Source organism: Phaeodactylibacter sp., from assembly GCF_022763345.1.
Taxonomy (GTDB): Bacteria; Bacteroidota; Bacteroidia; order Chitinophagales; family Saprospiraceae; genus Phaeodactylibacter.
In genome coordinates this window covers 138,572-152,589 of record NZ_JALEGS010000021.1, presented here as the reverse complement: position 1 = coordinate 152,589, position 14,018 = coordinate 138,572, and the positions used below count along the sequence as shown (strand labels likewise).

Annotated in this window: 13 protein-coding genes and 1 other RNA gene; 5 read left to right on the top strand and 9 right to left on the bottom strand. The window is 50.6% G+C overall.

Translation table 11 applies throughout. From position 1 onward, the window contains the following. Window positions 1–7 precede the first annotated feature (7 nt). Complete coding sequence (locus MRY86_RS06120) at window positions 8–1,015, bottom strand: acyl transferase (RefSeq protein WP_293564194.1); 1,008 nt, start codon at window positions 1,013–1,015, stop codon at window positions 8–10. Window positions 1,016–1,032: 17 nt separating this feature from the next. Here MRY86_RS06120 and MRY86_RS06115 point away from each other — a divergent pair, with 17 nt between their 5' ends. Together MRY86_RS06115 and MRY86_RS06110 are read left to right on the top strand one after the other, a co-directional pair. Beyond that, window positions 1,033–1,533, top strand: a complete 501-nt coding sequence (locus tag MRY86_RS06115; RefSeq protein ID WP_293564196.1) for a hypothetical protein — start codon at window positions 1,033–1,035, stop codon at window positions 1,531–1,533. 202 nt (window positions 1,534–1,735) lie between these two features. Next, window positions 1,736–2,239, top strand: coding sequence for a hypothetical protein (locus MRY86_RS06110; RefSeq protein WP_293564198.1), 504 nt, complete (start codon window positions 1,736–1,738; stop codon window positions 2,237–2,239). Here MRY86_RS06110 and hemF read toward each other — a convergent pair. After that, the gene (hemF, locus tag MRY86_RS06105; RefSeq protein ID WP_293564200.1) at window positions 2,225–3,133 is read right to left on the bottom strand and encodes an oxygen-dependent coproporphyrinogen oxidase; all 909 of its coding nucleotides are present in this window, start codon (window positions 3,131–3,133) and stop codon (window positions 2,225–2,227) included. The genes MRY86_RS06110 and hemF overlap by 15 nt on opposite strands. 55 nt (window positions 3,134–3,188) lie before the next feature. Between hemF and MRY86_RS06100 the strand changes: the two genes are divergently transcribed. Together MRY86_RS06100 and MRY86_RS06095 are read left to right on the top strand one after the other, a co-directional pair. Continuing rightward, window positions 3,189–5,237 carry an ATP-binding protein gene (locus MRY86_RS06100; protein ID WP_293564202.1) on the top strand — a complete coding sequence of 683 codons (2,049 nt, stop codon included), beginning with the start codon at window positions 3,189–3,191 and terminating at the stop codon, window positions 5,235–5,237. 180 nt (window positions 5,238–5,417) lie between these two features. Beyond that, window positions 5,418–7,403 carry an ATP-binding protein gene (locus tag MRY86_RS06095; RefSeq protein ID WP_293571069.1) on the top strand — a complete coding sequence of 662 codons (1,986 nt, stop codon included), beginning with the start codon at window positions 5,418–5,420 and terminating at the stop codon, window positions 7,401–7,403. Here MRY86_RS06095 and MRY86_RS06090 read toward each other — a convergent pair. Beyond that, complete coding sequence (locus tag MRY86_RS06090) at window positions 7,396–7,752, bottom strand: ArsC/Spx/MgsR family protein (RefSeq protein ID WP_293564007.1); 357 nt, start codon at window positions 7,750–7,752, stop codon at window positions 7,396–7,398. The genes MRY86_RS06095 and MRY86_RS06090 overlap by 8 nt on opposite strands. 23 nt (window positions 7,753–7,775) lie before the next feature. Here MRY86_RS06090 and MRY86_RS06085 point away from each other — a divergent pair, with 23 nt between their 5' ends. Beyond that, a complete protein-coding gene (locus MRY86_RS06085; RefSeq protein ID WP_293564006.1) occupies window positions 7,776–8,642 on the top strand; it encodes a nucleoside phosphorylase in 867 nt (288 codons plus the stop codon). A gap of 101 nt (window positions 8,643–8,743) precedes the next feature. On the opposite strand, the gene fsa is transcribed toward MRY86_RS06085, so the two are convergent. From fsa to MRY86_RS06055, 6 genes are all read right to left on the bottom strand, one after another. Beyond that, window positions 8,744–9,400, bottom strand: a complete 657-nt coding sequence (gene fsa, locus MRY86_RS06080; protein WP_293564005.1) for a fructose-6-phosphate aldolase — start codon at window positions 9,398–9,400, stop codon at window positions 8,744–8,746. Window positions 9,401–9,497: 97 nt separating this feature from the next. Then, window positions 9,498–9,594, bottom strand: an RNA gene (ffs, locus tag MRY86_RS06075) — signal recognition particle sRNA small type. 58 nt (window positions 9,595–9,652) lie between these two features. Continuing rightward, entirely contained in the window at window positions 9,653–10,015 is a 363-nt protein-coding gene (locus MRY86_RS06070; protein ID WP_293564004.1) for a gliding motility protein GldC, read from the bottom strand. A 42-nt stretch (window positions 10,016–10,057) separates the two neighbouring features. Then, the gene (locus tag MRY86_RS06065) at window positions 10,058–10,759 is read right to left on the bottom strand and encodes an NAD(P)H-binding protein (protein ID WP_293564002.1); all 702 of its coding nucleotides are present in this window, start codon (window positions 10,757–10,759) and stop codon (window positions 10,058–10,060) included. A gap of 31 nt (window positions 10,760–10,790) precedes the next feature. After that, window positions 10,791–11,723 (bottom strand): DUF4249 domain-containing protein, encoded by a 933-nt coding sequence (locus tag MRY86_RS06060; protein WP_293564000.1) that lies wholly within the window; start codon window positions 11,721–11,723, stop codon window positions 10,791–10,793. 52 nt (window positions 11,724–11,775) lie between these two features. Next, entirely contained in the window at window positions 11,776–13,896 is a 2,121-nt protein-coding gene (locus tag MRY86_RS06055; RefSeq protein WP_293571068.1) for a cation-translocating P-type ATPase, read from the bottom strand. Between the last annotated feature and the right edge of the window lie 122 nt (window positions 13,897–14,018).

The window sequence follows — 14,018 nt, the reverse complement described above, 5'->3', positions numbered from 1 at the left end:
ACTTGAGTCACCCCAAATCTACAATCATTAAGTTGCAGCCCCGCACATCGCTGGCATCAAGGCGGCCGAGGACTTCAAAGCTGCCATCGTCGTAAACACGGCCGAGATCATCAGTGGCGATGAAGCTAATGGTATCCAAATTGGCCAGGTCGATGATATTCAGGGCTCCGGTCCTGCCAGGGGAAGGCTGCGCAAAGGGGTCAGTGATTTCACGGGTGCGCACCTGCATCGTTGGGGCAGCCCGAAAAAGCCCCTTGCCGGTGGAGTAGGCCTGAGACAGGAGCTCTGTCATGCCGTATTCGGAATGAACTTTCTCCACCTGAAAAGCCTGCCTGAGCTGAGCATGCAGTTCCTCCCGGGTGAGCTCCCGGCGGCGGCCTTTCATGCCCCCGGTTTCCATGATGGTGATGCCGGATAAATCCGTGGGGTGGGCTTCTGCCAGGTCGAGCAAGGCGAAGCTTACGCCAATTAGTAAGGTCGGCTGCTGGCTTTTTTGGCACTTTTGCAAAATCCTTAGCAGCTCATCGGTGTTATACAGAAAGAATCCACTGTTTGGATGCCCGGATTGGCGAATAAAATCTTCCACCATAAAAACCAGGGAGGAGCCACTGCGTTCCAGATAGGAGGGTAGCAATGCCAGCACACAGTAATCTTTGAGGCTGCCGTAGAAGGTTTCAAAACCACGGCGGGCACTTTGCTGGTAGAAAGCCTTGCTGCGCAGCAGGTGTTTGCTGGAAATAGCTCCGGTGGTGCCGCTGCTGCTGAAAATCGCATCCGGTTGCCAATCACCAGTTTGAATGTTGTAACTTTTAAACAGCGAAATCGGCAGGAAGGGGATATCAGAAAGGCGTTGAACTATTCCCGGCGGTTGCCCAAGCAGCTCCAGGTAGCGCTGGTAGAGTGGATTACACGCCGCCTGAAACCTGAACACCTCCAGTGCTAAGGGTTCAAAGTCAGAGGCAGTAACCTGCCCGATGCGCTCTTTAAGCGCTGCATGTTCTATTTTATAATTCAACAGTTGAAATTTTTCCGATGAAAACGACATCCCTGGTAATGATTCTTGGTCTTAGCCTGGCGCTGATCAGCTGCGTAAAACCAAAAGACTACCCCATAGAACCCAAAATTGAATATATTGGTTTTAACAAACTTACTATACTACAGGGCGGACCTAATGCCCCCAACGACACCCTGTTCCTCCGTTTGGGCTTTACCGATGGCGATGGCGACTTGGGCAATGATGACTCCGCTATTGATATTTTCATAACGGATAGCCGGACGCCCCGCTTCCAGGAAATCCGCAAACTGCCAGTTATCCCTGAAGAAGGCGTGGGCAATGGTATCTCCGGTGAAATTATTTTGCGCTTTCCAAACAAGATAGACCAAATTTGCTGCCTTGAGGGGGAGGAAGCATGCGCCGGACCGATCGAAGGTGTACCTTCAGAGACTTTCTCTTACCAGATACAAATTCGGGACCGGGCAGGGAATTTAAGCAATGCCGTACGTACTGAAACCGTTACTATCCTATGCGAGTAGTGATTGACAGACACTGTTCAAAAAGCCAATTCAATTTTGACATTGAGCCAAGTTTCACCCAACTCCTCTTTAATTGTTTTGTTTGGTTATTATTTGGCGCAAAGCTTAATCTTATGGGCATTGGGCTCGGATATGGTTTCCAACTTTTGACATATGCCCAGCTTTCAAAACCCAAATGCGTTTCAACAGAAAAATTTTTCAAATGAGAACGAATTCCCTGGTACTGCTTCTAGCTTTAGGTTTCGCTGCATTCAGCTGTGTCCAACCACCGGACTACCCCGTAGAGCCTGAACTTGAGTACATCGGTTTTAACAAACTTACCTTTCCCCAGGGAGGAGCCAATGCTCCCTTTGACACCCTGGTCCTCCGTCTGGGCTTTACGGATGGCGATGGCGACCTGGGCAATGATGACTCTGCCATTGATATTTTCATAACAGATAGCCGGACGCCCGACTTCCCGGAAATCCGAAAATTGCCGGTTATTCCGGAAGAAGGCGTAGGTAACGGCATTTCCGGTGAAATTATTCTGCGCTTCCCGAATCAGGTGTCACAGCTGTGCTGCCTTGTGGAAGGTGAGCAGGGATGCTCTGGCCCGATCCCGGGAGTACCCTCAGATACCTTCTCTTACCAGGTCCAAATTCAGGACCGGGCAGGCAACCTAAGCAATGTCGTACAGACGGAGATGGTCACACTAATCTGCAACTGACAGCCAGTCGATATTCTTCTTTAGCAAGTCCAGCGTTTGTTGTTCCGGGCTTCCCGGTGACGGTTGGTGGCTGTATACCCAATGGGCAACCGGAGGCAGGCTCATGAGAATGGACTCGGTACGCCCATCCGTATCGAGACCAAATTTGGTGCCTTTGTCCCAGACCAGGTTGAACTCCACGTAACGGCCCCGGCGCAGGGCCTGCCAGCTCAGCTCCCGTTCTCCGTAGGACTTGTCCTGATTTCGCGCGATCAACTCACTGTAGGCAGGAGCAAAAAGCTCCCCCACCTCTTTCACAAAGGCAAAAACAGCCTCTTTTGAAAGCCCTTCGTTATCCTCATTCAGGCGATCAAAGAAAATGCCCCCCACGCCCCGCGTTTCTTTACGGTGCTTCAAATAAAAATAATCATCCGCCCACTTTTTGAACCGGGTATAAAATTCCGGATGGTGCCGGTCGCAAACGGTCTTTAGCTGTTCGTGGAAATACCGCGCATCTGTTTTGTCAATGTAGTGCGGCGTCAGGTCAATGCCTCCTCCAAACCAATACAGCCCGTTTTCCATTTCAAAGTAACGAACGTTCATGTGGATGATGGGCACCATTGGACTGACCGGGTGCTGTACGATACTTACGCCGGTAGCCAGAAAGCGGCCAGGCTCAACTCCCAATGCACGGGTAATTCGCTCCGGCATCTCCCCGTGTACTGCAGAGAAGTTGACGCCCCCCTTTGCGATGCGGTTTCCCTGAAGGATACGGGTGCGTCCGCCGCCACCACCGGGGCGTTCCCAGGCATCTTCCTGAAACTTGCCCCCGCCGTCTGCCGCCTCCAGCTGTTGACAGATACTATCCTGCAGCGTTTTGAAGTATGAAATGATTTCCTTTTTATCAATAACCATAATTGATTTTCGTATTTTGGTGTTCAGGACTTAACAGTTGCACAAAATACATCCTTTGTTCAAGTCGCACCTATTCATATTGTCAAGGCATTGTAAACGCCTGTTTTGGGGAGCATTCGTACTGACCGCAGCGCTGTCTGCTTCCGGCCAGTCGGGCCCGCCTTTAGATAGCCTCTTAATGCAGCTAGAAGGGGGAACCAATTCAGCCAACCGGGGACCCCTCCTTAATAAAATTAGCTACGCCTATTATTCCTACAAACTAGACTCTGCTGTTTACTACGCGAAGTTAGCAGAAGCAGAGGGGATAGCGCACTCCGATACCGCAGTTATCGCACGTGCCTTGACACTACAAGGCTCTGCCGCGGCTTCTGCCGGCAACATGCCTGAGGCTATTCGAAAAACCGAACAAGCGCTGAATCTCGCGCTTTCGATAAGCGACAGCGTCAATATCGCCAATGCCTCCAACAATCTTGCATTGATTGATATGAAGGCCGGTAATGCAAAGCGGGCACTCACGCTTTTTCAGCAGTCCTTAGACCACACTACTATCGATACGCTTGGGCGGATTTATACGCTAAAAAACATCGCACTGCTCTATAACCACAGCGGGGACGAGACCGCTTCTGAAAAGTATATGAATCAGGCCATTCAGGAAGCTCAGACCTCTAAGGACCCAAAAGTTTTGCAGATGGTCTTCTACACTAAGGGTAAATTAGCTATGGGAGACCGTGCTCAACTAGACTCTGCATTGTTCTTCTTCGAAAAGACCATATCCATCAGCCAAAAAAACAAGGATGCCACTTTTGAAATTCAAGGATGGATTAACATTGGCGTGATCCACCGTGAAGCAGGGCGCCAGGAACTTAGCCGGAGAGCCTTCCAGAAAGTTATCGCGCTTTCTGAAGCAATAGGATACCCATTTGGGATATTTTACGGCCAAATGGGAATGGCTACCTCCTATCTGGATGAAAGCGCATTTGACAAAGCTCAGGAAGCCATTCAGCAAATCCCAAAGAACTACCCGCTATCCCTTGGTGATAAGTTAGCTTACCACGAGCTTCTGGTGCAGTACTTTCGGAATACCGGGCGCTTCCAGGAAGCACTGGCAACACAGGACTCTATCTTCTTTTATAAAGACAGCCTGGCAAGTACAGAAAAGCAACAGGAGCTGACCCGGCTGGAGATAAAATACGAGGTCGAGCAAAAAAATCGGGAAAATGAGATCCTTGCACTGGAAAAAGAACAGGCTGAGCAGCGAGCACTCTATCAAAAACGACGGGGAGTATCCGTTTTGTTTGTACTCCTGACTCTACTGACGACCAGCCTGTACCTGCTCTGGCAGAAGCGCCGTTTCAATCTTCGCCTTAAAGAACAAGTAGCCCTTCAGACAGAAAAACTCCGGAAGGCCAATAAAGAGCTAAAACAATCCAATCAGGAGCTGGAACGGTTCACCTATATTGCCTCCCATGACATGAAAGAGCCGCTTCGGAATATCATCAGCTTTTCCATGCTGCTCGAACGTAAAAAAGAGCTTTGGGAGGGCAATCAGGAGGCAGTAGACTTTTTTGCCCATATCAAACGCAGTGCCAAGCAAATGCACACCCTGATTCAGGACGTACTGGCTTATGCACAGGTTCGGGGCGGACAGGAAAAAAGTCAACTCATCCCCGTTGACCTCAATGAGGTTTTTTCCCAAATTGAGGAAGCTCTGGAGCCCCAACTGAAGGAGAAGAACGCAAGGCTTTACAGCGAAAACCTAACCTTCCTAAAGGGGACTCCCCACCACTTTTATATCATACTGAAAAACCTGGTGGAAAATGGGCTCAAATACAACGAAAGCAGCGCGCCAATCGTCATCGTCAGGCAGGAACAAAAAGTGAATACCACTCAGCTATTGGTCATTGACAATGGCATTGGCATTCCCAATGAGTTCAAACCCAGGGTATTCGATATGTTCTACCGCTTGCACGGACGTTCGAAATACCAGGGCACCGGACTTGGGCTGGCTATTGTAGACCGCCTGGCTCAAAGCCTTGAAGCAACCATAGAAATAAACGACCGCTCCGGTGGAGGCACGATCTTTACCATTCACTTCCCCAACTAAAACCTGTCTTTTCTGCATGGGCTCGAAAAACCAAAATGGTTTCCTGTTTATCGATATACATAATGAATTTTCGTATTTTAGTGGCTAGAACTCAACAATTGCACAAAATACAACCCTTTGCTGAAGGCACACATATACATATTGCAAAGGCATTGTCGACGCCTTTTCCGGATCATCCCTTTGATCCTGATAACGGTGCCCGTTTTCAGCCAATATGATGCGCCGGTTGACAGCCTGAAAAGCTTATTGCATGCTGACCCTCCTCCTTTAAAACGAGGAGTGCTTCTCAATGACATCAGCTACGCTTACAGTGTTTATCAGTTCGATTCGGCCTACCACTATGCTCAATTAGCGGAGAAAGAAGGCATTGCACGAAAAGATACCTCGGTCATTGCAAGGGCTTACATCCTACAGGGGTCTGTCGCTTCGGCTCGGGGCGACCTTGCTGAATCCATCCGAAAGACGGAACAGGCACTCAATCTGGCGCTCAGAATTAACGACAGTACGAATCTCGCCAACGCCTATAACAACCTTGCCTTAGTGGATATGGATGCCGGAGATGCCCAGCAGGCACTCAGCCGGTTTCATAAATCGCTGGACTACACTACAGATGACACCCTGGGGCGGGTCTACACCCTCAATAACATCGCTTTACTGTATTACAACAGCGGAGATGAAGCAGCTTGTGAAAAATATATGGCTCAAGCTATCGCAGAAGCACAAGTGTCTGATGACCCTTTGGTCCTCCTGGAAGCCTACTTTACAGAAGGTATGATCAAGATGGAGGATACCACACAACTGGATTCCGCACTGCTGCTCTTCAATAAAGCCCTCAATATAAGCCGGGAATATAAAGACCTGACCACCGAAGTACACACGCTTATCAATATCGCCATTATCCACCGGGATGCTAAACGTACGGAACTCAGTGAAAACGTATTGCAAAAGGTGATTAGCCTCTGCGAAGAAAACAACTATCCACTCGGTGCCTACTACGCTATTCTGGAACTCGGTGAGTTATACCTGGACAATAAGCTATACACCAAAGCCTGGGCAACACTTCAACACATTCCTGTCCAAAATTCGATGGCACTAGGGGACCAATTGCTGCTGCACGAACTTAGGAGCCGGTATTACCGGGAAACCGGTCAGTACCAGCAGGCATTGTCAGAGCAGGATTCTGTCCTGTTTTATAAAGACAGCCTGTCCAGTACCCTAAAACAACAGGAGCTAACCCGGTTAGAAGTCAACTACGAAGTGGCTCAGAAGAACCGTGCCAACGAAATCCTTGCGCTGGAAAAGGAACAGGCCGAGCAAAAGGTCGTCAATCAGAGGCGCCTGGCACTGCTAACCGTACTTGTACTGGTGCTTTTGCTTTCCACCACCCTGTTCTTATTGTGGCAGCGCCGCCAGTTCAGCCAGCAGTTGGAGCTACAGGTAGAACTGCAAACCCAGGAACTGCAAAGGGCAAACCAGGAACTGGAACAGTCCAATCAGGAACTGGAAAGGTTCACCTACATTGCTTCGCACGATTTAAAAGAGCCACTTCGCAATATCATTAGCTTTACTACGCTGCTGGAGCGAAAAAAGGCACTCTGGGTGGACCATCAAGACGCCAGGGATTTTTTCAGCCACATCAAACGCAGCGCCCGGCAGATGCATACCCTGATTCAGGATGTGCTGGCTTATGCACAGGTGCGCGGAGGACACAATAAAACGGCCTTGACAAGGGTTGATCTGAACGAAATCATGGCACAGGTACAGGAGGCCCTTCAGCCGCAGCTCGAAGCTAAAAATGCCAAACTCTACAGCGAAAACCTAACCTTCATGGAAGGTACGCCACACCACTTCTACATCATACTCAAAAACCTGGTCGAAAACGGATTGAAGTACAACGAACATAAATCGCCCATGATCATAGTACGGCAGGCGTTGAAAACCGAGAATCCCCGATTACTGGTTATCGATAACGGTATTGGCATACCGGATGAATTCAAGCCCAAAGTTTTTGAAATGTTCTATCGGTTACACGGCCGGTCTCAGTACGAAGGCACTGGTCTTGGCCTGGCTATCGTTCAGCGGCTCGCCGACAGTCTCGGTGCAAGTATCGAAATCAGCGACCGCCCGGGCGGTGGGACTATTTTCTCTATTGAGTTTGCTAACTGATGCCCGCCTTTTCCGCAGCAGCAGCCACCACTTTTTTGCTGTTGCCTATAAAGATCTCATTCTCCACTACAACCACCGGGCGTTTAAGGAAGGTATATTCCTCCAGGATCAGGCGCTTGTAGTCGGCTTCGCTCAATTCCTGCTCGTGCAACCCCATAGCCCGATATTTTCGGGAACGCCGAGTAAACAACGCTTCATACGAGCCCGCCATATCATACATCTCCTGTAGCTGTGCTTCGGTAATTGGCTCGGTTTTGATATCTTGCAAGACAAAGCCCTCTCCGCCATTGAGTTCCCCGATGATGCGCTGACAGGTTTTGCAAGTGGACAAGTGATAAATTTTCTTCATCTTTTTTTCAGCAAAGATAAACGATGCAACGCATTTCCAATGCCGAACTCATCTTAAATGCCGACGGCAGTATTTACCACCTTAACCTCCGCCCGGAGGATATTGCCCCTACCATCATTACGGTGGGCAATCCCGGCCGGGTAGCCCGGGTCTCTCAATACTTTGACGAGGTGCGGGTGAGAAAGGAAAAACGGGAGTTCGTTTGCCATACCGGCCGGATCGGGCAGACAGAGCTGTCCGTGCTTTCTACCGGTATCGGCCCCGACAATATTGACATCGTCATTAATGAGCTTGACGCGCTGGTCAATATTGATTTCGAAACCCGTACGCCAAAAGCGGAGCATACTGCGCTGAATATCATCCGGATCGGCACTTCCGGCTCGCTGCGGGCAGACCTTCCGGTGGACAGTTTTGTGGCTTCAGCCTATGGTATCGGGCTCGACAATATGCTTTCCTTTTACCAGTACCAGCAAAATCTGGCTGAGGCAGAGCTGGAGGATGAACTCCGCGCTTTCCTCAAAGAGAAGATGGACCTGCCCTTTTACGTTTGCGCTGGCAGCAGGGCGCTATTGGAGACGGTTGGGCAGGGCATGCATCCTGGTATTACGCTAACGGCGGCTGGCTTTTACGGGCCTCAGGGGCGGCAACTCCGGCTACAGCCCCGATTCAATACCGAACGGATGGAGCAGCTCGGCCACTTTTACTTTGGCCAGACGCCCATCACGAACTTTGAAATGGAAACTGCCGCCATTTACGGGCTTTCCCGTATGCTGGGCCACCAGGCACTGTCCACTAACGTCATACTGGCGAACCGGCCGGCCGGGCAGTTCAGCCCTGATCCCAAGAAATCGGTAGACCAACTGATCGAGTATGTTCTCGGAAAGCTTTGAAGAAAAGGCTAAAACTTTACAATCACCCCTACCGGCAAAAGAAAAGCCCGGAACCAACTTAATGGATCCGGGACTTTCTGTTTTTTATACGCTTCCTCAGCTTAGCCGTTCCCTTTCTTATGATCGGCCAGGAACTTCTCCAGACCAATGTCCGTCAGTGGGTGCTTCAGCAAGCCCATAGCGGCATCGAGCGGGCAAGTGAAGACATCCGCTCCGGCACGGGCAGCATCCACGATATGCTTGGCATTACGGATAGAAGCCGCCAGGATTTCCGTTTCATAGCCCTGAATGGCATAAATTTCAGCGATTTGCTCAATAAGGCCGATACCGTCCCAGCTGATGTCATCAATACGGCCGATGAATGGGGACAGATAAGTCGCGCCTGCTTTGGCAGCCAGGATCGCCTGGCCAGCAGAAAAGACCAGGGTGCAGTTGGTGCGAATGCCATTGTCACGGAAGTAGCTCAGCGCTTTAACGCCGTCCTTAATCATCGGTACTTTCACCACGATATTCGGTGCCAGTTTGGAAAGTGCTTCTCCCTCCTTGATGATGCCCTCGAAATCAGTGGAGATGACCTCAGCACTCACATCGCCATCCACGATTTCACAGATTTTCTGGTAATGGGCGTAGATGTTGTCCTGACCGGTAATTCCCTCTTTTGCCATCAGAGAAGGATTGGTGGTTACACCGTCCAGGATACCTAATTCATTGGCTTCCTTAATTTGATCAAGGCTGGCCGTATCAACGAAAAACTTCATATTGCAGGTTGGTTTTACAGTATTTTCAGAATAGGTTTCAGAGATAAAACCTGTGGTATCCGCAATAGTTTGGTGAGATATCTGGAAGGAGAAAAAAATAAGGCGAGCAACACATCGCACCGCTCAACCTGCCTACCCTTGCTGCGTTTCCGCCCTGGGGGAGTTCAGCGGGAGCTGGTCGTGTGTGCTCGCCGGACGGCAAAGGTAAGGGGTTCCTTGCGAAATTCCAAAACTCTGCCCCCGGCGTTACAATTATTTTTGCCCTCCTTTGGGAATGATCTCTGTCTTTTCGCCAAAGTACTGCACAAAGCGCTGCAGATCAGCAGCTAACTCAGCGTTCTGAGTGGCTTTGTAGTAGGTATCCGCCAGTGCTCTCAGGGTCTGGAACATAAAGCGGTCCATTTCAATCACCTGCATCTGCTTAGTCCACAAGTCGATCCTAAGCGTATCTTTCGTCTCCCGGTCAAAAATAGACAACAGAAAGGCTTTAGCGGACTGCAGCTCCGGCCCGTCAGGCCCATCTACCGATGCCCATTGTATGTCGATAGGCATGTTTTCAGCATCCAGCCCTACATTTATTTTTATTTCTGACCACTTCTTAACTTCGTCTGCCATGTTATTTTCTGATTTTCATTTTTTTTAGCCCGATGGCACCACCTAGCCTTCGATCAACCCTCTACCGGCATTAGCGATTTCATAAATCCTTTCCGAATCATACACAATCTGACCGGGTTGCAATCCCTGAGCGACAGCAATCATCGCTTTTGCTACATCCTTGGCTTCCACCGGGCGGTATTTGCCTACCACTTTACCCCGGATGAAAGGAGCAATGCCCCGGGTCAGGCGCACAGCCAATTGCTCTGCAAGGCGTTGTTCCTTCCTTGGCCCCAGCAGCAGTGAGGGCTCGAAGATATGTATGCCCCACAGGGGCAGCTCCCGGATTGCAGCTTCCAGTTCCCCCTTTACCCGTGAATAGAAAAACAGGGAGTCCGGATCTGCCCCAACGGAAGAAACCAGCATCAGCTGATTGGCTCCTGCGGCTGCCGCGGCCTTTGCAGTTTCGTAAGCGTAAGTGAAGTCCACTTTGTAAAATGCCTCTTTGCTACCGGCCTTAGCCATAGTTGTACCCAGGCAGGAAAAGACATCCTGCCCTTCCATGAGGTACTGGTAATCAGCGGCTTTATCAAAATTGATAATATGCTGCTCAAGCCCTTCGCCCTCAAAGTCGAGCTTGCGCCGTCCAAAACTGACTACCCGTTTGTAGGCAGGGTGCGCAATCAATTGCCGGAGCACAAAACCGCCGACCAAACCGGAGCCTCCAAATACCAATGCGGTCTTCTGATGTTTGCTGATTTCCATATACGCCGTAAAAGTAAGAACTTTTCCTATTCTACCGCGACACCGGCAAGGTATAGTAGGATGCTGAAATGCCGCCCCAGATGCCAAGCCCACCTTCCACATTAGACTCAATCAGCGTATAGCTGGAAAAGGGGCCTTGATTGGCGGTGTTAAACTCCACGGTATTCCAGAAATCAAAGTGGGCCTCGTCTATAGTTATCCACTTTACAGTGATGGTATCACCAACGGTGTAAAAGCCAAAAGTCTCCAAGTCAATATCCGCACTTCCTCTGGGAATAGGGCGGAAGAGCGGGAACTCCACCACTTCGCCATCAAACAACCGATCATCTGTAACAGAAGCCCCCGGACTGATGATCGGGCCGCCATTGGTACCTACCTGATAGCGGTAAAAGTTGGGAGTGCCTGCGGGGTCTTTCAGGTAACCCACCAATTGTGCCAGGGTATCAACAGGCTCGCCCGGTGGAGGCCGGAACCGCAGGGAGTCGATCGGCACATGCTCCGGAATACTCGTTACCGCAAGTAATTGACGGCCCTCAGCTTCTACCATAAGGGTATACGTTTTACCCGCTTCTCCTATCATTGAGAAACTCATATCAATATACACACAAAAGTTGAAGCCGAGGCTGTCTACTGCAAGCCCGAAGGCATCAGCAGCGAGCTGTTTTTCCAGCGGAGACAATTCATTGAGACACACCTCTTCCAATTGTACCGTATCCTGACCATCAGTAATACGCACCTCTGCTCCGCTGACGAAGTTTTCGTTGAAATCCTCAGCGCTAAACTCTGAGAAGAAGGATGTAGACCGGGAAAGAATGACAAAAGGAGGGCGCAGCTCGCTTCCCGCTTCAATGTAGCCTTCCACTACGATTTCCGGAGGCAGGTCAGCCGAGGCGGGCACGAATTCCTGCTCACAGCTTAGTGCGAGCCAACCTGTTACCAGGATAAACAAGAAAATACGATTCATGCAGTATGTTTTCTGCTGGCAGAACAACCGGAGGCCGGGGAAGTTTTAACAATTAAGCCTTAATCCGCTTATACCGTAGCCGGATGGAATTGCCAATCACCACCACATCAGAAAACGCCATAAAAAGGGCACCCCACATCGGGTTAAGAAAGCCCATAGCCGCAATCGGGATGGCCACGATGTTGTAGGCAAAAGCCCAAAATAAATTCTGCTTGATCGTCAATACCGTATGCTCCGAAATGCCAAAGGCTTTGCGTAGGTACTCCAACTTACCGTTTAGCAGAATGATCTGCGCGGATTGGATGGCTACCTGGGACGCATTGCTTAGCGAAACACCAACGGTCGCCTTGGCCAGTGCCGGGGCATCATTGATACCATCGCCGACCATAGCAGTAGGCACCTGATCGGAAAGGGCAGCTATGCGTTCCAGTTTTTGTTCCGGCAACTGGGCGCCATAATACTCCTCAATCCCAAGTTTGCCTGCCACTTCAGCTACCTTCGCCTCCTGATCGCCGCTCAGAAGCACTGCAGATTTACCCTGGGATTTAAGGTAAGCTACTGTCTCTGCTGCATCCGGCTTGATATCATCTGCTAAAGTGATCGTTGCTAACAGGGTATCATTTTCGATCAGATAGAGGGCTCCTGGCTCCCCGGTAACCTGTGGCGGCAGCATCCGGTCAGAGCCCAGCCGAATGGTATGCCCATGTTCGTCCAGTGCCTGCAGGCCGCGCCCTTTCAGTTCTTCTACCTCCTGCAACTCCACCGCTACGCCATTCACCCGGCTTTCCATCTCCCGTAGAAGAGACTGTGCAATAGGATGAGAAGAGTGCTGCTCCAGTTTATAAATCAAGGCGTTTGCCCGAGCCTCATCCGGCTGATGGTACTCAATATGCTTGATGCGGAAATCGCCTGTGGTCAGTGTGCCCGTTTTATCGAAGACAACTTTTTTAACGCGGGAGAAGACTTCCAGGGTCTGCCCGCCTTTCACCAGAATGCCATTCTTCGCCAAACGCCCCACGCCTACCATCACAGCTGTAGGCGTAGCCAGGCCCATCGCGCAGGGGCAGGAAATCACCAGTACAGCAATCGCATTCATCAGTGCCTGCCCGAAAGCCAGCCCAAAGACGAAGTGCCCCAGCAGCAGCGTCAGAAGAGCAATGCTCAACACCACTGGCACGAAAATAGCACTGATTTTATCTGCCAGCCGCTGTATGTCCGGCTTGTCCTGCTGAGCCGTTTTCACCAGTTCTATCATTTGGCTCAGCACCGTATCCCGGCCCGCTGCCGTGACTTCCATTTTCAGAGAACCGCCAACGACCACCGAGGCCCCGATGACCCGGTCACCAACCGACTTATTCACCGGCAGGCTTTCGCCCGTCAGCATGGACTCGTCCACAGCCGCTTCCCCTTGCAGGATTTGGCCATCCAGGGGTACTTTATCGCCTTCGTTCACCAGCAGAGTATCCCCTACTTTAACTTCTTCCCGCTTCAGCGTGACCACCGCTCCGGATGGCATGATCTTCCGAGCGGTTTCCACCTGTAGCTTCGTCAGCTCCCCAATCGCGGTCGTGGTCTGCTCCACCGCTCGCTTTTCGAGCCAGTTGCCTACCAGCACCAGTGTGACAATCGTCGCACTTGTTTCATAAAAAATGTAATTGGCTTCCCAAAGCAGCGTCCCCACCAGGCTGTAAACGAAAGCTGCTGTACTGCCCACAAAGATGAGCACATCCATATTGGGCACACCTCCCTTAAGCGAGCTAAGGGCCGAGCGGCCAAAGTGCAGGAACCCGATCACGAAAGGCGGCAGGCACAGGGCCATTTGGAACCAGTAATTTTCCATGATGGCCAACTCCACACCCGCCATCATAAAGAAGTGGTACATCAGCAGCGGGAAAGTAAAAATGGCACTGATCAGCAATTTGCGCTCCAGCGTCCACCAGGGCCCTTTGGTATCGCTGTCTTCATCCACCACCGAAAAGCCCAGTTTGTGGATGCCCTGCCTGACTTTTTCCCGGTCGATGCCAGATGCCGTTTCCCGGTAGCGCACTTCCTTAGTCTGGAAATTCACATACACCTCTTCCAGCCCCTTGCGCTCCAGAAATTTATTCAGGCTGGCCGCGCAATTATTGCACGTCATGCCCTCTACTTTCAATTCTACTATATCGTTAGCCATAGTGATGGTCGCTTTTCTGTCTGAATATAGAAAGGATGCTAAACCTTGCCCGCCCTTTCACACTTGTTAAAGGTATGGAGCAGTTGTTTAATTTGGAACAGCTACCTTCGTATTATTAACAC

Coding starts and splice junctions, on each gene's coding strand:
- hemF (WP_293564200.1), bottom strand. CDS start 3,133: ATGGTTATTGATAAAAAGGAAATCATTTCATACTTCAAAACGCTGCAG.
- MRY86_RS06065 (WP_293564002.1), bottom strand. CDS start 10,759: ATGGAAATCAGCAAACATCAGAAGACCGCATTGGTATTTGGAGGCTCC.
- MRY86_RS06060 (WP_293564000.1), bottom strand. CDS start 11,723: ATGAATCGTATTTTCTTGTTTATCCTGGTAACAGGTTGGCTCGCACTA.
- MRY86_RS06070 (WP_293564004.1), bottom strand. CDS start 10,015: ATGGCAGACGAAGTTAAGAAGTGGTCAGAAATAAAAATAAATGTAGGG.
- fsa (WP_293564005.1), bottom strand. CDS start 9,400: ATGAAGTTTTTCGTTGATACGGCCAGCCTTGATCAAATTAAGGAAGCC.
- MRY86_RS06090 (WP_293564007.1), bottom strand. CDS start 7,752: ATGAAGAAAATTTATCACTTGTCCACTTGCAAAACCTGTCAGCGCATC.
- MRY86_RS06110 (WP_293564198.1), top strand. CDS start 1,736: ATGAGAACGAATTCCCTGGTACTGCTTCTAGCTTTAGGTTTCGCTGCA.
- MRY86_RS06085 (WP_293564006.1), top strand. CDS start 7,776: ATGCAACGCATTTCCAATGCCGAACTCATCTTAAATGCCGACGGCAGT.
- MRY86_RS06055 (WP_293571068.1), bottom strand. CDS start 13,896: ATGGCTAACGATATAGTAGAATTGAAAGTAGAGGGCATGACGTGCAAT.
- MRY86_RS06115 (WP_293564196.1), top strand. CDS start 1,033: ATGAAAACGACATCCCTGGTAATGATTCTTGGTCTTAGCCTGGCGCTG.